Source organism: Paenibacillus sp. FSL H8-0034 (assembly GCF_038000305.1).
Lineage (GTDB): Bacteria > Bacillota > Bacilli > Paenibacillales > NBRC-103111 > Paenibacillus_S.
This window is the reverse complement of sequence record NZ_JBBOBS010000001.1, coordinates 7,142,162-7,161,893: the sequence shown is the minus strand read 5'-3', so window position 1 is coordinate 7,161,893 and position 19,732 is coordinate 7,142,162. Positions and strand designations below refer to the sequence as shown.

Below are 19,732 nucleotides of genomic sequence, written 5' to 3'. Positions count from 1 at the left end.
AGATGATAAATAACGTAGAACTTCTGTTAAATCACCGAATCGTTCAATGTCAGGGCAATATTGTAAGTGATATGGATGGTGAGAAAGTCATGATGAATATAAATAATGGGAACTATTATAATCTTGGCAGGATGGGAGGGACGATATGGGAATTACTAGCCAGCCCGATCTCGACATCAAAGCTGGTGGAAGCATTAATGAATGAATATGAGGTCGAGCAAGCCGTCTGCGAGGAACAAGTGATTTCTTTTCTAAAGCGCTTATTGGATGAGAATTTGATTCAATTTGCTGAAGAGCTCCACCCTCAGTTGCAGCCATAGAGCGGAAGGAGACCATATGGTTATTGTGAATAAGGTCAAAGTATTGTTTTCACTCGATATCTCAACATTTGTTCTTTTGGTGGAGGCTTTGTTTTACTTGGCATGGGCTCGAATTCTTATCCATATGCCCTTTTCCCGGGTAGCACCTTCATTGGGTGACGCTATGCAGGAAACCACTTTTATACATAACGATTTGAACAGAGCCACCTTAATCCAAATATCTAGCGCTATAAGTACGATGAGCAACCATACATTATGGGAAAGCAAATGTCTTGTGAAGGCTATTGCCGGTATGAAAATGCTGGCTAGGCGCAAGATGGAAAGTACACTTTACCTAGGAACGGCTAAAGATGAATCCTCCACAATGATTGCTCATGCATGGCTGCGCAGCGGATCTTTTTTTATTACCGGCAAGGAAAGTATGGAGAAGTTTACAGTCGTCGGGAAATTCGCCAAACGAATGAAAGGCAATAGATAAGGGAGATAACCAATGGGAAATGATGTAACATTAGGCTTGGACCTCCTGCCGAAGGAATTGAAGCTGTTACTTTTATTCATGGCAAAGGAAAGCAGAGAAGTTGCTTTCTCCGATTATGAGGAGCTATTTAAAGACGTTAACTGGGAGCTTTTTGTACAATTGACCCGACATCATCGTGTGTACCCTTACATATGTCATCAGCTGAAGCAGCTGGACCCCACAGTTATTCCTTCCTCTGTTATTCAGAAGCTGGACCGGGAAACTAAAAAAAACACGTTCTATATGCTGCACTTAAGCGGAGAGCTGGAACAGCTTTGTAAATTGTTAACCGAAGCTAAGATTCATGTGCTTCTTTTGAAAGGGCCCGTGCTTGCCGTGGACCTTTATGGAGACCTATCACGCAGAACATCCAGCGATTTAGACATGCTTGTTCCGATAAATGAATTAGATACCACACATGAACTTCTCCTATCACTTAATTATGTGAAAGAAGATTATTTTTCTACGGTATTGGATGATTGGAAGTGGAGGCATCATCATCTTGCCTACTTTCATCCTGAAAAACGGATTAAGCTGGAAATTCATTGGAGGCTTCATCCTGGACCTTCGTGGGAGCCGAGCTTCAAGGATTTGTGGGCAAGGAAAAGGTTAAGCTCGCTTACAAGCAGTCCTGTTTATCTATTAGGAAGAGAGGATTTGTTTTTGTTTTTGGCTGCACACGGTGCCCGTCATGGCTGGTCCAGGCTGCGCTGGTTGGCAGACATCGACCGGATCGCAGGTCTAAACCCCGACTGGAAGCAGCTTAGCCGCTTATTGGATACCTATCAAATGGCCCATGTAGGAGGGCAAGCGCTAAATTTGGCGTCACAATTATTGCGCACCCCTATTCCTCAAGCGATGAAGGAATTGACGGGCAGAAGTCGATCCAAGCGTTTAGCGCAAGAGGCACTATTTTATATCAAGCAAATGGTAAATCTGCATACGGAGCCTCTTCCAGAGGCAATAGCCGATTATCACCGGCGGCATTTATTTTCATTAATGTCTGGTCAGCAAAAGCTGTTGTACCTGTTAAGTCTGCTGGTTCCCTATCCTTTGGATGCGGAGACGATGCCACTGCCAAAAAGCTTGCATTTTTTATATTTTCCTTTACGTCCATTTCTTTGCGTGTGGAGGAAAATTCGGAAATCAGCAATACTATAAGGGGTTAGACTATGAGGTATATCTTATATTACACAAAACGCATGTACACTTTTTCCGGGAATAAGCTCATTATAAATGTCCTTGGAATGGTATTGATCAGCCTGCTTGAAGGTACGGCGATTCTGTTATTGCTGCCAATGATCAGTATGAGCGGAATAGCCAACATGAACGCAGGAGTGTCTCCGGTTTCGGGGATTTTTAAATTTCTTCAGGAATTCCCCCAGTCCATAGGCTTACCTCTAATTCTTTGTATGTACGTTTTATTAATAATAGGTCAAAATCTATTGCAGCGGTCGCTAACGATTCGGGATACCGTGATTCAACAAAGGTTTCTTCGTCAATTGCGTTTAGAAACGTATAACGCCTTATTGCAGTCAAACTGGAATTTCTTTGTTAGGCATAGGAAATCGGATCTTATAAATCTGATGGGCTCCGAATTGACAAGAGTTGGCTTTGGCACTAATCTGGTGCTTCAGCTAGTAGCATCTCTGATCTTTACCTTGATCCAGCTTGGTATTGCTTTCTGGTTATCGCCTAGTTTGACAGTGTTTGTCTTGTTGTTTGGTTTAGCTATTGCTTTTTTTTCAAGCAAGTTCATTAGAAGATCACTTTCGCTGGGAAGTCAAACCTCCCGGTTATCCCAAAGCTTTCTAGCAGGCATTACCGATCAGCTAAGTGGAATTAAAGATATTAAAAGCAATATGCTGGAGAAATCTCGAATGATCTGGTTCAGCTCGCTAACACAAAAGATGGTCAATGAACAGGTTGATTATATCAAATTAAGATCAGGCTCACAGCTTTTTTATAAGGCGGCATCAGCTGTGATCATTGCCCTTTTTATTTTTGTATCCGTTAAATTATTTCATGCTAAGGTGGAGCAATTATTGCTGATATTTGTTATTTTTTCTCGTTTGTGGCCCCGATTTACAGCAATCCAGTCTAATATGGAGCATATTGCTGCCTCGATTCCAGCCTTCCAAGCACTGAAAAAAATACATACCGAATGCACCAGTGCAGCGGAGTTTCATAATGAGGAAAATGAGGATCCCGCAGGGATCAAGCCTATAGAGGTTATTCAGCAAATCGAATTTCGGCATGTTTCCTATCGTTATAATCGGGAGGAGCCGTTGTATGCGCTTCAGGATATTCATTTTCGAATCCCTGCCAAGCAGACAATTGCGATCGTAGGTCGTTCCGGTGCCGGGAAAAGCACCCTGATTGATATGATTATGGGTCTGATTCAGCCCGAGAAAGGTCAAGTATTGATAGATGGGATCCCCTTGGAAAACAAAAGCGTACTAGGATTGAGACAATCCATAAGCTATGTCCCGCAAGACCCCTTTCTATTTCATGCAAGCATCCGGGAAAATCTGCTGATGATTGAACCAAACGCCAATGAAGAGCAAATTTGGGAAGCGCTAAATTTCTCCGCATCCGCTGATTTTGTAAGCAGGCTCCCTCAAGGTCTGGATACAATCATTGGCGACAGGGGGATCAGGCTTTCTGGTGGAGAACGCCAGCGGCTTGTTCTAGCCAGAGCCATTTTACGTAAACCGTCGATTCTTATACTGGATGAAGCTACCAGTGCTTTGGATACGGAAAACGAAACAAAAATACAAAAAGCGTTGGACCAATTAAAGGGAGCCATGACGATTGTTGTAATCGCCCATCGTTTGTCAACCATACGTAATGCGGACCAGGTGATCGTATTGGATAAGGGGAGGATTGTTCAGACAGGGCTATTTAACCAACTGGCTGAAGAAGGGGAAGGGCTGTTCTCGAATTTATTAGGCAATCAAATTCGTGATTCCCAGGTAAGTGCATTAAGATGAGTATATTCTGGGAAAATAGTGTGTTGACACGTTCTCAATAAAGAACTAAAATAAACGTATATCCTTTATTTTTAAGTCAATTAACTAAAAATTTTGCGAAAACGTTCGCTATTAGGAACATTTCTTTTGTAAGGTGAAGCGATCCTGGTTATTTGAAGGAGACAGAAATATGAAACTGAACAATCAACGAATAAGTAAAATAATCCATTATTGCTGGTTTGGCGGTAAGGAAAAACCGGATATCGTCAAAAAATGCCTATATAGCTGGCATGAACATTTATCTGGGTATGAGATTATAGAATGGAATGAAGAGAACTTTGACGTTCATTGTCATACATATGTTAAAGAGGCTTATGAATCCCGAAAATTCGCCTTTGTTAGTGACTATGTAAGGGTATACGCTCTATATCATTTTGGAGGGATTTACCTGGACACCGATGTTGAAGTGTTTAAACCCTTCGATGATCTGCTGCATCATGAATCGTTCTGGGGGTTCGAACAAGAGAACTACATAGCAACAAGTACGATTGGAGCGGCTAGAGGTAATAAGCTGATACAAACTTTTCTGGATTCCTATGCGCAAAAGAGCTTCATCAAAAACGATGGAACCTACGATGGTTTGACCAATGTCGCCATTATCACGAGCATATTGGAAGGGATCGGACTAAGACCGGACGGGGAGTATCAGGAGTTGGAAGGCATAGGAGCTTTTTATCCGCAAACCTATTTCTCTCCTTATGATTATATAAACTGTAGAAAATTTATAACTGAGCATACCTACACCATGCATCATTTTCACAAGAGCTGGTTATCCCCTAAAGCCAGATTTAAGGGCCATCTCAAACAGGCTCTATCTAAAATTATAGGCGGTGAGAATATTGCAAAGTTAAGGAAAATGTATGGTTACAATTCCTTAAGGAGAGAACAGTGATGATCCCGATATGGAGAAAAATAGCTGCGGTGCTTATTGCAGAATGCCGAACTAGAGGCGTTTATTTAACAGTAATCATGAATATTTCGCATTGCATAGGAATCATAAGGGGATTTTTGTATAAAATGATCTATTTTAAGAACATCAAGTCGTCGATCTACTCGCTCCAAGTGAACAGCAGAATAGAAATTTTCAGTAGAGATGCCAAAATGACAATAGGTAAATTCGTTTTTATTAGAAAAAATGCCAGCATTCGAATAGATTTCAAGGGTGAGCTGCTTATTGCAGACAAAGTTTTTATTAATGACAATTGCAATATTAATTGTGTAAACCGGATAAGCATTGGAAGATATACGAAGATAGCGCCAAATGTATGTATTAATGATCATGATCATAACTATAAAGCTCAAACAAACGACCATTTGATCATGGGTCAAGTAACCATCGGCAACAATGTATGGATTGGATCCAACGTCGTTATTTTGAGAGATACGACCATAGGAGATAACGCTGTGATTGCAGCAGGAAGCATTGTCAAGGGGGATGTTCCCGCCAATACCTTGTTTATGAATAAAAGGGAAAACAAATATGTTCCATATTCGCCTACCCCCCAATTAGAAGTCATTTAAACAGTGAGGATCCCATGAAAAAACATATATTAATTTCGGTATACGATATGGAAATCGGCGGCATTGAAAGAAGCTTAATTAATATGCTGGAGAGCTTTGATTACGATAACTATCATGTAGATGTGTTAATTTGTAATCACAAGGGCGACTTTATGAGCTTAATCCCAGCCCAAGCCCATATTTTACCTCAAGTTGATCAATATACGGTTTTTAGAAAGTCTGTTATTCAATGTGTTAGAGAGAGGCATTATTCCATATCCATGATTAGACTTATGTGTAAATGTATCGCAGGTATTAAAGCCAGGGCGAGAAGGCTGAAGGAAGGCTCCGGTTATATTCAAATGCAGCTAGTTTCGAAATACACCTCCTTTTTATTACCGAAGATACCCAAGAAGTATGATCTTGCCATCAGCTATGCCTGGCCTCATGATTTGATAGCTGACAAGGTAGATGCTGATAAGAAAATAGCCTGGATTCATACGGATTATAGTGAATTGGAAATAGATAATGAGTTAGACCTTGAAACTTGGAATAAGTTTGATTATATCGCATCGATCTCGGATGCCTGTACGAAATCATTTGTAACGATGTACCCGTTCCTGGAGGAAAAAATCATCAGCATTGAAAATATAACCTCGCCTGATTTTATTAAGAAAATGTCTAATAATCATAACTCTCTTGAAGAAAAAAAAGATGAAAGTTTTCATGTTTTATCTGTAGGACGATTATCTTATACCAAGGGATTTGATATGGCGATAGAAGCGCTTAGGGTTTTGCATGATAAAGGTTTTACTAACATCAAGTGGTATGTCATCGGATATGGCAGCTACGAGGATACACTAAGGCAGCTAATAACCAAATACGACTTACAAGATAGTTTTGTGTTATTAGGCAAAAAAACAAATCCATATCCATATATCAAAGCATGTGATCTCTATGTTCAACCCTCCAGATACGAAGGCAAGGCAATTACAGTGACAGAAGCTCAAATTCTCGGTAAGCCGGTTGTTATTACAAACTTCCCTACTGCAAAAAGTCAGCTTGAGGATGGTTTTGATGGACATATTTGTCCAATGGATGTTAATGGAATTGTTGAGGGTATTACTAGAATGTTTGAAGATGTCGACTTTAGGAACAAAATTGCGAACAATTCATGTCAACGCAGTTATAGTAACGAAGCGGAAGTGAAGAAGCTATACCAGATAATCAGGTGATCATAAACTTCACAAAAATCTAGGAGGTATTTATTTTCATGGAAAATGTTTTAATGTTAGATACATCTGTGGGCTCCTTTAATAAGGGAGACGATATTATTATGAAGTGTGTCAGATATCAGCTGCTGAACATAACTAAACATACCAATGTCCTCACGTTACCGACTCATGTATCACCCTTTCATTGGTATCAAGTAGCCAGAGGCTCCAATGTGGTTAAGATATTCAGTAATGCTAAATATAAGTTTGTCGGAGGCTCAAATTTATTAACCATGAATATGCTTACTCACTTCCCTCAATGGAATATTAATATATTTAATTACGGTCCATTAAAAGGAAGTATTTTAGTTGGAGTGGGTGCCGGTAAAGGCAATGAGATTAACAGGTATACCAAAATGTTATATAAGAAAGTATTGTCGCATGAATACATACATAGCGTTAGAGATGAACGAACAAAGAAATTTTTGGAGGAAATGGGCTTTAAAGCGTTAAATACAGGCTGTGCGACATTATGGTCTCTTACACCCGAGTTTTGCAAAGAAATTCCAACCCGAAAGTCGGACTCAGTTATCTTCACTCTTACTCCGGATCCTTCAATACAGCCTTTAAAAGAAGATCAGATGTTAATTGATATTTTGAATAAAAATTATAAGCATGTATACTACTGGATCCAAGGGGAGCATGATTTAGAATATTTCAAATGTTTTAAGAACACAAAAAATATTAAAGTGATTCCACCTTCTGTGGAAGAGTACGAAGCCATGCTTAATAAAGATATTGACTATATTGGAACGCGGCTGCACGGTGGTATATTTGCAATGAGGCATAAAAAGCGTTCAATTATAATTGCAATAGATGAAAGAGCCCGGGGAATGAAAGAAACCTATAATCTTAACCTCGTTGACAGAAGTGAGCTTAGTAACCTGGAAAATATGATTAATTCAGATATCGTAACAGAGGTGAATGTGAATTTCGATATTGTAAACAAGTGGTTAAACCAATTTAAATAATGGTCTTTGTGTCGGAAGTGAATGGTTCATAAAAGATGAAAGAGGTTGATAATATGAACAGTATAACTCTTAATAAAGTCTTTGTGAAAGATAATAGGGTGGACTACTTTTTTAGTATTACCGGGAACATGCAAAAGTATTTTAAGGGAAAAAATCATATGTTCCTTGAATACAATTTCGACATTACAGATATCCCCAAAAGCATTTTGACGATTCCGTTCGTTGCCAATGTCATTCCGCTCATATGGATTTCTAACGCAACGATCTGCGTGAATGAAATAGATGAATCTTTTTACGAAAGTTTAAATCCCATCAGAAATGCATATCAAAATATGTTTCCGAATATTAAGTTTAAAGGCACAATGGTTGTAGATAAAATTACAAAAAACACTTACAAATATGAGCGCGAGGCGGCCGCATTATTCAGCGGGGGCCTTGATGCGCTTACTACATTTATAAGAACCAAGAACAAAAAGCCATTATTAATTACTGAGTATGGTTGGCATGAGAACGATATTCAGGATAGTGAAGTATGGGAGGCCGATAAAGAAAATGCTATACAGTTCGCAAAGGATCATGGATTAGAAAACATCCTTATACAATCTAATTATGGAAGCTTTATGAATGCCGTGAATATCGATAATGATTTTTCGAGAAAATTAGGAGATTCTTGGTGGCATGGGTTACATCATGGCTTAGCTATTATATCTGCGGCTATCCCTATAGCCTTTAAACTTAAGATAAAGTGCATATACATTGCAAGCTCCAACTCTCCTTATCATAAAGTTGCATGTGCCTCTGATCCTACAGTGGACAATAAAATTAAATATGCTTCCGGTAGTGTGTTTCATGATGGTTACGAATTAACCAGGCAGGATAAGGTTAAGTTTATGGTAGACTATTATTCGGCTTCTAAGGAATCAGTGAATATAAGAGTTTGTTTTAAAAATAGAGAAAACTGCTGTAATTGTGAAAAATGTTTAAGAACAATTTTGGCGATCATCGCTGAAGGTAAAGAGCCCAGGGACTATGGATTTCATATTCCAAGCCAGTTTTCCGAACATGTAAAAAGTTTTTTGGATAATGAGGTTAAGTTTTTTACCCACACGTTTATTCATATTTATTGGAATATCATTCAAAATCGAATGAGGGAAAATCGCCAAAATATTTTACATAAGGAATTGTTAGACTGGTTTTTAGATTATGATTTTGCTGTCCAGCGTAAAAGGGCTTTAATCAAATACAGGGTGACCAAGTTCTTTCCCATTTTAAAAAGGAAGATTTCCACTAAATTTAATCGTGTGTTTGAGCAAAATACATAAATAGAAGGTTATAAAATGAGAATTCAAAATTCATTAAATAATATGTTTTTTGGTCTTTCCGGCCAAATCATTAGTGCCATTATGGGTTTTATGGTTAGAACCGTTTTTATATATACTTTGGGCATAGAATATTTGGGTGTGGATGGACTTTTTACAAGTATATTAATGATGTTATCACTTGCGAACTTAGGTTTTGACACAGCAATCGTATATAGCTTATATAAACCCTTGGCTGAAAATGATATTAATAAAATCCAGGCCCTAATGAATTTGTATCAAAAAGCTTATAGATGGATAGGCATCATTATTTTATTGATTGGATTGTCGCTGCTGCCTTTCCTGCCAAATCTGATGAATGGCGAGACCACGATTAGTAACATCACGATTATTTATTTATTGTTCTTGTCTAATTCCGTTTTGTCCTATTACTTTGTATACAAACAATCTATTATTATTGCAGATCAGCATAATCATATTATTTCGAAAATTCATAGTGTGTTTACGATTGTATCCAATATTGCACAAATTATAGTATTGGTAAGTATAAGTAATTATATTGTTGTTCTTTCAACTCAGATCGCCTTCAGAGTAATCGAAAACATATATGTTGCCAATAAAGCAAATCAATTATATCCCTATTTGAACACGAAAAATAATGCGACATTATCCAAAGAGGACAAAAAACTGTTTTTCGAAAATCTATATGCTTTAATGTTATATAAAATAAGTGGTGTAGTAATTAATGGAACCGATAATATCATTATTTCTAAATTTGTAGGGATTGTATGGGTGGGGGTTTACTCCAACTACTTACTGATTATTAGTACACTGAATACCTTGTTGGGTTATTTATTTTATTCGATTACGGCCAGTGTTGGAAATTTAAATGTAAATGAGAATGCAGAAAAAAAGTATTTTGTTTTCCGTGTATTGAACTTCACTAACTTCTGGATATACGGATTTTGTGTAGTGAGCTTATGGAGTTTATTCAATCCATTTATCCATATTTGGTTGGGTGATAAGTATGTGTTTGATAAGTACATCGTGTTTGCCATATTATTAAATTTTTATACTGCTGGCATGCAAAACGCCTCCACAACCTTTAGAGATACTACAGGTTTATTTAAAAGGGGGAAATATAGACCCATTATAGCGGCTGTTATTAATGTCGTCGTTTCTATGCTCCTCGTTCAAAAAATGGGGATTGCTGGTGTCCTCTTAGGCACGGTTATTAGTAGATTCTGCACATACTTCTGGTATGACCCTTATGTCATATTTAGATTTGTTTTCAAAAGGTCGGTAATGAACTATTTTGTGAGATATATGAGTTTTGTATCATTGGTTACTATTTCAGCAATTCTAACCGATATGCTTGGTAGCTTGATTCATACTTCCCTTATTTTAAATATCGTCATACGAGCAGTATTGTGTCTCATTATTCCGAATTTCATTTTCTTTATGATATTTAGGAGATCTGAAGAATTTAAATATTTGTGGAATATCGCACATTCGATAACTAATAAAATACCATCTAGATTGTTGGTAAAGGAATCACCATAAAGGAACCCACAGCTTCCTCTGTTCAATCGCAAATGCGGCTAGCCTCAGATAGGTATAGGAGGGCAATAATGAAAAAAATATTTTTTTTTATAATATTTGTTCTGATTTTGTTCATTCCCCAAAATAATTATGCATTGGATTATGAGTCTTCAGTGAGTCCCCGGGCAATCGTCGGTGAAGTGATCCCATCTGATGAAGTGTTATCGCTGGATAAACAATTGTCTTTTCGCTCTTTCCCCTTTGACGACGTAGCAGAAATCGGGTATTTATCACCTCAAAATGTTTATTCTTTTGAAAAATGGACCGATGCTACAAATAAGACTTGGTACCATATAAAAACTTGGATGGGTAACATGTGGATCACCGGTATCGATCCCACCTATTATTTGTTAGAAACAAGCAGATGGAATATGAAAACCGACGGTAATAATCCTGTGGAAACCACAAAAGGATTTAACGATGCGTTAAAATGGGCAAGCCAGAATGGCAAGACGACCTTTAAGGTCCCAGCTGGCACTTATCTTATCGCTAAATCGGCTAATTTAAATGATTCAACAGCTCAAATTAACATGGTTTCCAATATGACCTTCTGGCTGGATGATAACGCTGTTCTTCAAAAAGAAACGAACGGATGGGAAGGCTACACGCTGCTGTACGTTGGTCAAGAAGTTAAAAATGTTACGCTCAAAGGCGGAACCTATCGTGGAGACAAAGATACACATGACTATTCCGGAAAAGATTATTCATGGAGCTACGGTACTCATGAAAGTGGAACAGGTATTATGCTCGCCGGTCCGGACAACGTAGTAGTGGATGGTGTAAAATCAACTAATTTTACAGGTGACGCTCTATGTATTTGCGGGAACAATAAACAAGTTTCAATTGCCTATGATCAGGATTTTGAATCTGGATCCATTGATGATAACGGAAACCTGGTTGCGGATCCCACCAAAGTTCGTACAAATAACAATAAAGTAACCAGCTTGAGTGATCCTGTATTCAAAATAAGCAACATGTTCGGCCCCACACTGCAAGTGGGAAGAGAGCAAACGATGCCGCTGCACGTTTATTTTTATAAGTCGGATGGAACCTTCATATCAAGTGTAAAAGATCAGGAATTGATGTGGAGTTTGATTACTGTACCTGAGGAAGCGAGTTACTTCAAAGCAGTCCTGGAAACGACGGATACAGCAGGGATTCAGTTTATGATATGGAATCGTGCGGTGACAAGAAATTCGGTTATTAAAAATTCGGAATTCTCATTTAGCCGCAGACAGGGTATAACCGTTGCTGGTGCAGATAACGTTGTGATTACGAACAACAATATTCATGACATTAAAGGGACAGCTCCTGAATCAGGGATTGATCTAGAAGGCGGTACTGGTCAATATGGTAATCGAAATACGAATCTTATAATTAAAAGCAATAAAATTTACAACAATAATTCGTATAATGTCATCTTATATGACGGGCAGGACGTGACGGTTGAAGACAACTATTTGGGTCCGAATGAAACCAAATCCTCTGTAGGAGTTGCTGTGTCCTCACCATTTCGAACCGGCGCCATTATTAAGAATAATATTATTGAGGGATCGAAAATTGCCAATGAGAATGAAGCTACTTATATTGGGAATCAAGTTAATGGCACCATGGCAAGTATTACTGGTCACGGTATTATCATCGATGGAATGATATTAACCAACGCCACGTTATGGTTACAACCTGATTTACCTTATGGGATTACACCATCTAATATCACATTAAACAATACCGATGGCAGTGGCGGAAGATTTCTTGTGGACAATCAACCTCTTCATGTTACCAACCTTACAATAACGGGTAAATCCACTCTGCCAGGTCTTGGTGGAAACGCACCGGACGGAAGCACCTTTGATCATGTAAAAGTTCTTGCATATGGCGGAGGAATTGCTTTGCCACGAGGTACATATACCCATTGCGTGTTTGAAGCAGCTGCAGAGAGCGATGTGCCTCCTTCTATTTCCGGGACCGGTGGAACCTGGGTAATTGACGGGTGTAATATTAAAACAAAGAAAAATGCAGCGCTATCTGTTGATAACCCGAGTGCCAACGTGACTATTAAGAATAGTACAATGGATGTCAGTGGGACCATGTTTGGAAATCAAGCCGTTATTCTTGTTAAGAAAGCGGGACAGATTAATATCTTGAACAATTCACTAAATGCTCTTGGTCTTACCCAAAGCTATATTGCCGCGATTAAAATCAACATAACGGGTGAAGCTATGAACCCTGCAACCGTATTGAGAGCCACTATCAAAGGAAACACGATTACTACAAACAACAATGCTAAAGGTATTTCTACGATCGATGCTGGTACTGGCGCGCCAGTTTACGATATTCAAGATAATATTTTATATAATGCACAACTTGACCTGAAAACGAACGATATCAATATGAATAATAAACAATTACTCAAATAAAAAAATACGTCCTGATTGCCTGTTGCGTGGAATAATGGCAAAATAACAGCTCTGTTCGCATTTGCGAAAGAGCCGTTTTTTGTTTTTCTCCGGGTTGTTTTGACATAGCAACTCAGTTGGTTGATTTCACGGGGGAAGACAGACATCTATAGGTTTATTTTTCTACTGTTACATTCAATAGAGAATCCCTTTCAAGGTCTTTGAGTGCAATTGACTGTTTACTCGATGGAGTCAATTTATTCTTTAGAATAGTTAGCAAGGGTGCTTCGATTAGTGAATAAAAAGCGCATCCTACTATAATTGCTACCATACAAACAATGATTTCAACAAGACTCTTATTGATTAAAGTTAAGACTTCGACTCTTTCAATAATGGATTCCAATACTAACAACGTTAACAAATGGGTTAGATATATAGAATAGGAACTGTCACCCAACCTAATAAATACTCTTGAGATTTTCACTTCTTTTTTCTGTTCCAAATTTACTAATCCAAAAATGATAATCGCTGATGGAATCCCCCAAGCTATAACTCTGTGAAAATTAAAAATGTCGAATAGGTTTAACAACAAAAACATCATCAAAATAATTACGCCTGCACTTGTCACCCAATTTATATGGCTTATCTTTTTCTTAATTATTATCAACGCTATGAAGCTGCCAAATAAAAACTCTAAATTAATTGGAGAAAAGAACAAGCTAAGAACAGGACTACTTGGTAACATATGTTTAAATGTTGAGAACATAAGTATGGACAATCCCCATGCAGTTACTAACGGGACAAACAATTTTTTCTGCCAAATACATAAACTAAATAAAAAATAAAATAGTAATTCATGCTGTAATGTCCAAGCAACGCCTATAATCGGATCCTCGTCTTGGGGCAGTAGAAGTATCGATTTAATCATATAATTGAATGGTATTTGATGGCCGAATATTGACACAATCGTAACATATAACAAAGTTACAATTAGATATAAAGGGAAAACTCTAATAATTCGTTTCTGTAAATAAGGCTTTAACTTTTTTTTCCACCCGAAGTCTGAAAAGTGAATATATAAAATGATAAAACCACTTAATACGAAAAACAAGTCAACTCCCATATAACCCAACTTAAAGATGTTTAGCAATTCTGTATGTGTGCCGTGATAAAATACAACTAGCATTGCTGCAATGCCTCTTAGAAGTTGGAGTGTATCGAAATTTTTTTTGATTGATTCAGTTGTCAAATATAACTCACTCCTCTATTAGTTACTAACTCCCGCACGATTTTCAATCTTTTTACTAATAATGTTATTTATCAGCTGATAAGAAAATAGTACTATAGTTCTTTATAAAGAACAATAGGGAGTTAGCAATCCATTAAATGGATAATAAAATGATCATCGAGAACTCTCGATGATCATTTTTTAACTTTGAATAACTCACTAATTTAACGCGTGTGGATTAGGGAGAAATAACGCCAAAGGTTTTGAATACAGCTAATGGGCCAAGGTAAAGCCACGAATAACCATCTGGATTCAAAGGTACACTTGCAATTCTTGTAGGCTGATTCATGCTGGGTCCGCCTTTAGTAGCCGTACATCTATATACATTTCCTCCCGTATTTACAACAGCATTTAATGCATAGGTTGTGCCTGCAGTCCATGCAGTAGCATTAGCTATTCCACTTATTGTACATACCCAACCCAGATAACCACCGGGAGTTGGCGTAGAATGATACAATATTTGTCCAAGGACATAAGCACCCGTAGTTGGTGGTGTGGAAATTCGATCTGTTGATCCTACAGAAGGTGAATTGATATCTGTTAATCCATTGCCCAGTGATTTTCGTAATTGTGAAATGTAAGTAGGATCAAGTAAAAAATTGTACTGAATCATATAGTTATTATCTATATATGCAGTTAAAGAAGGAATAGCATTTGTATAGGTAGCATCCCTGAGAGCTCCAAATAGCTCCAGCTTATTGCTATTATTTGCAGATTCAAAATAGTTACCTGTGATTTTCACATATTTTTCTGAATAGATGGTTAGTGCCCTTGCTACTACACTTGAACTAGTCATAAATGCTTTATTGTTTTCAATGAATACATTTTCAAAGTTCTGGATAAAGATGCCTTCATTGTTGATTCCATATGTTCTATTGGTTTTGTTAAGATATATGCGATTATCACTGAAATAAATGTTCTTAGTCAGTGTGTTTGGATTACCTTTTAATTTGATGTCAAAGTTATTAAAGACACAATTTGATACAACAAGTTCGTTTGCTTGACTAGCAGCGTTGGAAACGCTCCCAGCCTTTCCATTAAATATGGAGTCACTAAAAGTTATCTTATCTCCTTTTATACCACCCATATAATTTGGACTAATGAATTCACAGTATTTAAAATTGAAACTATTTTTACCAAGATAATCACTACTCGATGAAGCATCCGTAAAGTAACCCGATACATTTGTTAAATTAAATTTGCAGCTATCAAATTCTACAGCGCCCCTGCGAGTAATCCAAGGGACCACGCCTTCAATTTTTGTATAATTAATTTTACAATCCTTAAATCTTACAGTCTCATAACTTTTGTCTCCATAATATACATTTGCTCTCCACACATTGTTGGCATTATCAGTTGTGTCTGTCATATCTGTTTTCCATACAGGCTCAATATTATCTGCGATATATTGCCATGTATAACCATCAGCGTATGCCTGGGTACCCGTTCCTGTAGGCTGATTCGTGCTGTTGGTTGCAGGTGCAGCTATACACGTATATATTTTATTATTATTGATGACCAGATCCTTAACAAAATATCTTTTAACTGCCCATTTAGCAGCTCCGGCAGTTATACATACATAATAGAGTGGATTACTGAGCCAAGCACCTGTTTTAACAGTAGGCAGCACGGCATTACCCACATCATAAGCCGTAGCCGACCATATCCCATAGGTAACGATATCCAGTTGAAAAGACATGTTTTCAAATTGACAACCTTCATAAATCGTCTCATATTGCATCTGAATTTGTGCATTTACAAAGATATCATTTTGAAATTTTGTATTTTCTTGTCCAGTACCTACGGAACAGTTATAGTAATTGTTTTTAGATAGCAGGTTTGCACCCCGAGCTCCTTGAAATATGACTCCGCCGTTATTACCATTTGTAGGTGTATCAAACTTGTTATTCTCTAGAATTAGATTTCTGGCATGTACAGCACTTATATGCAAGCTTTCATTATCGCGGAATATGCTGTTTCGTATGATAATATGCTGATTAATATTGGCTCCATCTTCAATGTCAATAGCCATAGGGAATGGGTATAGCCTTCTCCCTATTATCGTCTTCGCATTGCCAATCTTGTACATTTCACAGTTTTCAATCAGAATTTGTTGAGCTCCTGTAATAGCAATGGCCAAAGAAAAGGAATCATGAATTTTACAGCTCTGGATTTCAATAACACTGGAGAATGTGAACGCATTGATTTCAAGATGATAAGTACTGGGAATGATTTGGGTAATATCATATCTAAGTGCAAGCTTAAATTGCGTAGTTCCCGAAGGTAACGTATTTAAATAAATCGCATCTGTTCCTCTCTTTTGTATTCTGCCTTTATAAACGCCACTCGCATCATAACAATGGATTTCAAATATGGATTTACTTAGATTCACAGGTTCCCCATCATATCTGGTTCCATATGAACCATACCCATTTCCCCAAATTACGAAATATCCGCCATTTGTTGTTGTGTTATTAGTAATTCCCTGACCAGAAATAGTGGCCAGTGTAGCTAATTGAATATATTTATTCATTCGCATCATGTTGGCGTTAGCTTGGGCGGTTCCATCAGTTGAACTTAATGCTCCCACTTCCCAATCTGCAACTTTAGTCAGTACTAATTGTGAAAAACGTCCTGTTAGGCATATCGAATATCCTGCAAAAGAAGTGATTTCCATATTTTCTAATTTGATATTTTTTGATCCATCGTCGATGTTTATTCCTATGCACCCTTCATGTATGCCTTGTGAGGTAACAAAATCATGAGTATCATTATCCCCAACAATGGTTCCACCCAGTAAAGTTATATTTTTTTTGCGTTGTATCTTTATGGCATTATAGGATTCCCAGCCGTTTGTTTCCTTTTGGATTACACAGCCATACAAGTCTAATATCGTGTCACTCTGTGGTTGAATGCAAGCATTTACGCTAAAATCAGCGTTTGCTGATCCTTTGCCAACCATATAGGTGCCAGCGGGTAGCTTAACAGTCGTAAATCCATTTTGGTTTGCCCAAATGAGAGCATTGTTGATTCCTTGTGTTGTTGCTAATGGATTTAAACCATTATTAGAAATGCCCCATCTAGCTAACTCAATTACATAAATACTATTGGCAGGTTCGCGGCTGCTGGCAGCTCCACTACTACTAAGTGCTTTAGGAATCCATTTGGATATCGTGCTGTCAAAAGTTAATACATCATTATTTGCCGGCAACTTACTTGTAAGATCGATATCATCAATATCCCCAATATTGGCCTTTATCATTGAAAGTTCCCCCCTTTTATGGTTGTAGGGTATACTATGCGCTTGCTGGGGAGGTTGTTTCAACAATAGCCTGTGAAAGACAAAGAAGGGTGAATGCCATGTGGAATTTGCCGAACATTGGAAGGTAGGGGAGGAATGGATGCAGAAAAATAGAGTGTTGACATGTTCTTTATAAAGAACTACAATTATGATACAAAGTGTATCTTTAATGTGTGATTATGGTTATGAGATTGGCGTGGGTTGTTCACGAGCTGACCTCCAAATGGAAAATTTTTTTGCAACATAGTTCTCTATAGAGAATATCTATAATGAACTGTACATGATGAGGGTGGTTTAAAGTGGGGTAAGATGACCCATGAGAATAGTAAGAGTTCAGTACTTTATTGAGAGGGTGAAATTTTTGTCATATAGTCAAAGGTTATCATTGCTAATCATGGCAGACTCCTTGATCGTATTAACTTCAATTTTTTTCAGTCGTTTTTTGGTAAGCGCCGATATCCATGTTATCACCTTGCCAGTCGTTGTTAGCTCAATCACGCTGCTGCTCTGTCACCACCTGTTTTCAATGATTTACAAGCTGTATAAAAAAGCCTGGGAATACGCGAGTGTCGGGGAATTACTATTCATACTAAAAGCCATCACATTTTCAATTGTAACGGCTGCGATGATTCAACTCGTTATTTTTCAGGATGTTTCCTTCCGGCTGCTCGCTGTGACGTGGATGCTGCATATTCTACTAATCGGAGGCTCCCGCTTTTGCTGGCGAATTGTACGGGATACCTACATCAAGAAAAATGACGATAAAAAACGCACTCTGATTGTTGGAGCCGGTTCTGCAGGAACGATGGTGGTCAGACAGTTAACCAAAAATAACGATTCAGAGCTGCTGCCAATCGCTTTTATAGACGACAACGTGAACATTCGAAATCTCGATATCATGGGACTTCCCGTAATCGGCGGTGTCGATCAGATCGAGAACGCAGTCCATACATTAAACATAGATAACATTGTAATCGCGATTCCTTCATTAGGGAAAAGGCAGCTAAATACGATCTTTGAGGAATGTGCCAAAACAAAAGTGAAGACGCTCATTTTGCCTAAGCTGGAGGATCTGGTTACTGGCAAGCTTTCGGTTAACCAGTTTCGCGATGTGCAGGTAGAGGATTTACTCGGCCGGGAACCCGTTGAGCTGGATATTGACAGCATATCCGGGTATATCAAGCATAAAGTTGTTTTGGTCACCGGTGCCGGAGGCTCAATCGGTTCAGAAATATGTCGCCAGGTCATGAAGTTCGATCCGCTCAAAATCATTTTGCTGGGACATGGTGAGAACAGCATATATTCCATTGAAATGGAGTTAAAGGACAGCTACGGAAGCTCGCAAATTGAATGCATTACCGAAATTGCAGATGTGCAGGATGCGAACAAAATCATGGCGATCATAAATAAATATCGACCTCACGTGGTCTACCATGCCGCCGCACACAAGCATGTGCCATTAATGGAAAAAAATCCGGAAGAAGCACTCAAGAACAATCTGATCGGAACGATGAATGTCGCCAAAGCAGCAAGTATGTATGGTGTGAACATATTTGTCATGATTTCGACCGACAAAGCAGTCAATCCTACAAGTGTAATGGGCGCTACCAAAAGGCTGGCTGAAATGGTCATCCAGAGCATGGACAAAACCAGCGATACGAAGTTCGTTGCCGTACGCTTTGGCAATGTATTGGGAAGCCGAGGCAGCGTCATTCCCCGTTTTAAACAGCAGATAGAAAAGGGCGGACCCGTTTCCGTTACCCATCCGGATATGGTTCGTTACTTTATGACCATTCCTGAAGCCTCGAGATTAGTGATACAAGCCGGAGCACTGGCCAAGGGCGGGGAAATTTTCATTCTGGATATGGGTGATCCTGTGAAAATTGTCGATCTGGCCAAAAATCTAATCAGGCTCTCCGGGAACTCCCTTGAGGACATCGGCATTGAATTTACTGGTACGCGGCCCGGCGAAAAGCTTTTTGAAGAATTGTTTAAAGCAAATGAAGTCGATGAAAAGCAAGTATATCCGAAAATCTATGTTGGTAAAACAGCGGATCTGTATACCGAGGAAATTATTAAAATGATCTCGAATTACGCATCTCTGGATAAAGCCATCTTAAGGGAACAGCTGTTGAAATTAGCTAACAGCAGCAATGTGATCCCGATTTCCAAAAAATTAATCTCAATAGGTTAAAAGGAGCGTTTAAAC

Annotated in this window: 14 protein-coding genes; 12 read left to right on the top strand and 2 right to left on the bottom strand. The window is 38.3% G+C overall.

Annotated elements, in window-relative coordinates; translation table 11 throughout:
* Positions 1–2 precede the first annotated feature (2 nt).
* The 11 genes from NST47_RS31985 to NST47_RS31935 all read left to right on the top strand — a co-directional run bounded on the left by NST47_RS31985 (position 3) and on the right by NST47_RS31935 (position 12,955).
* A complete protein-coding gene (locus tag NST47_RS31985; RefSeq protein WP_341158746.1) occupies positions 3–320 on the top strand; it encodes a lasso peptide biosynthesis PqqD family chaperone in 318 nt (105 codons plus the stop codon).
* A 16-nt stretch (positions 321–336) separates the two neighbouring features.
* The gene (locus NST47_RS31980) at positions 337–798 is read left to right on the top strand and encodes a lasso peptide biosynthesis B2 protein (protein WP_341158745.1); all 462 of its coding nucleotides are present in this window, start codon (positions 337–339) and stop codon (positions 796–798) included.
* 12 nt (positions 799–810) lie between these two features.
* Positions 811–1,998 (top strand): nucleotidyltransferase domain-containing protein, encoded by a 1,188-nt coding sequence (locus NST47_RS31975; protein ID WP_341158744.1) that lies wholly within the window; start codon positions 811–813, stop codon positions 1,996–1,998.
* Between the two features lie 11 nt (positions 1,999–2,009).
* The gene (locus NST47_RS31970; protein WP_341158743.1) at positions 2,010–3,830 is read left to right on the top strand and encodes an ABC transporter ATP-binding protein; all 1,821 of its coding nucleotides are present in this window, start codon (positions 2,010–2,012) and stop codon (positions 3,828–3,830) included.
* Between the two features lie 169 nt (positions 3,831–3,999).
* Positions 4,000–4,761, top strand: a complete 762-nt coding sequence (locus NST47_RS31965) for a glycosyltransferase family 32 protein (protein WP_341158742.1) — start codon at positions 4,000–4,002, stop codon at positions 4,759–4,761.
* Positions 4,761–5,390 (top strand): acyltransferase, encoded by a 630-nt coding sequence (locus tag NST47_RS31960; protein ID WP_341158741.1) that lies wholly within the window; start codon positions 4,761–4,763, stop codon positions 5,388–5,390. The genes NST47_RS31965 and NST47_RS31960 overlap by 1 nt, the downstream gene beginning before the upstream one ends.
* 14 nt (positions 5,391–5,404) lie before the next feature.
* Positions 5,405–6,604 carry a glycosyltransferase gene (locus tag NST47_RS31955; protein ID WP_341158740.1) on the top strand — a complete coding sequence of 400 codons (1,200 nt, stop codon included), beginning with the start codon at positions 5,405–5,407 and terminating at the stop codon, positions 6,602–6,604.
* A 38-nt stretch (positions 6,605–6,642) separates the two neighbouring features.
* Entirely contained in the window at positions 6,643–7,614 is a 972-nt protein-coding gene (locus tag NST47_RS31950) for a polysaccharide pyruvyl transferase family protein (protein WP_341158739.1), read from the top strand.
* Between the two features lie 53 nt (positions 7,615–7,667).
* A complete protein-coding gene (locus NST47_RS31945; RefSeq protein ID WP_341158738.1) occupies positions 7,668–8,936 on the top strand; it encodes a peptidase in 1,269 nt (422 codons plus the stop codon).
* Positions 8,937–8,951: 15 nt separating this feature from the next.
* Positions 8,952–10,496 carry a lipopolysaccharide biosynthesis protein gene (locus NST47_RS31940; RefSeq protein ID WP_341158737.1) on the top strand — a complete coding sequence of 515 codons (1,545 nt, stop codon included), beginning with the start codon at positions 8,952–8,954 and terminating at the stop codon, positions 10,494–10,496.
* A gap of 68 nt (positions 10,497–10,564) precedes the next feature.
* On the top strand, positions 10,565–12,955 hold the full coding sequence (locus NST47_RS31935) for a right-handed parallel beta-helix repeat-containing protein (RefSeq protein ID WP_341158736.1): 2,391 nt from the start codon (positions 10,565–10,567) through the stop codon (positions 12,953–12,955).
* Positions 12,956–13,109: 154 nt separating this feature from the next.
* Here NST47_RS31935 and NST47_RS31930 read toward each other — a convergent pair whose 3' ends face one another.
* Both NST47_RS31930 and NST47_RS31925 read right to left on the bottom strand, forming a co-directional pair.
* On the bottom strand, positions 13,110–14,183 hold the full coding sequence (locus NST47_RS31930; RefSeq protein WP_341158735.1) for an acyltransferase family protein: 1,074 nt from the start codon (positions 14,181–14,183) through the stop codon (positions 13,110–13,112).
* Positions 14,184–14,400: 217 nt separating this feature from the next.
* Positions 14,401–17,484, bottom strand: a complete 3,084-nt coding sequence (locus NST47_RS31925) for a right-handed parallel beta-helix repeat-containing protein (RefSeq protein WP_341158734.1) — start codon at positions 17,482–17,484, stop codon at positions 14,401–14,403.
* A gap of 400 nt (positions 17,485–17,884) precedes the next feature.
* On the opposite strand from NST47_RS31925, the gene NST47_RS31920 reads away from it, so the two are divergent.
* Positions 17,885–19,717 carry a polysaccharide biosynthesis protein gene (locus NST47_RS31920; protein WP_341159802.1) on the top strand — a complete coding sequence of 611 codons (1,833 nt, stop codon included), beginning with the start codon at positions 17,885–17,887 and terminating at the stop codon, positions 19,715–19,717.
* Positions 19,718–19,732 lie beyond the last annotated feature (15 nt).

Coding starts and splice junctions, on each gene's coding strand:
- NST47_RS31955 (WP_341158740.1), top strand. CDS start 5,405: ATGAAAAAACATATATTAATTTCGGTATACGATATGGAAATCGGCGGC.
- NST47_RS31975 (WP_341158744.1), top strand. CDS start 811: ATGGGAAATGATGTAACATTAGGCTTGGACCTCCTGCCGAAGGAATTG.
- NST47_RS31935 (WP_341158736.1), top strand. CDS start 10,565: ATGAAAAAAATATTTTTTTTTATAATATTTGTTCTGATTTTGTTCATT.
- NST47_RS31985 (WP_341158746.1), top strand. CDS start 3: ATGATAAATAACGTAGAACTTCTGTTAAATCACCGAATCGTTCAATGT.
- NST47_RS31945 (WP_341158738.1), top strand. CDS start 7,668: ATGAACAGTATAACTCTTAATAAAGTCTTTGTGAAAGATAATAGGGTG.
- NST47_RS31940 (WP_341158737.1), top strand. CDS start 8,952: ATGAGAATTCAAAATTCATTAAATAATATGTTTTTTGGTCTTTCCGGC.
- NST47_RS31925 (WP_341158734.1), bottom strand. CDS start 17,484: ATGATAAAGGCCAATATTGGGGATATTGATGATATCGATCTTACAAGT.
- NST47_RS31960 (WP_341158741.1), top strand. CDS start 4,761: ATGATCCCGATATGGAGAAAAATAGCTGCGGTGCTTATTGCAGAATGC.
- NST47_RS31965 (WP_341158742.1), top strand. CDS start 4,000: ATGAAACTGAACAATCAACGAATAAGTAAAATAATCCATTATTGCTGG.
- NST47_RS31980 (WP_341158745.1), top strand. CDS start 337: ATGGTTATTGTGAATAAGGTCAAAGTATTGTTTTCACTCGATATCTCA.
- NST47_RS31950 (WP_341158739.1), top strand. CDS start 6,643: ATGGAAAATGTTTTAATGTTAGATACATCTGTGGGCTCCTTTAATAAG.
- NST47_RS31970 (WP_341158743.1), top strand. CDS start 2,010: ATGAGGTATATCTTATATTACACAAAACGCATGTACACTTTTTCCGGG.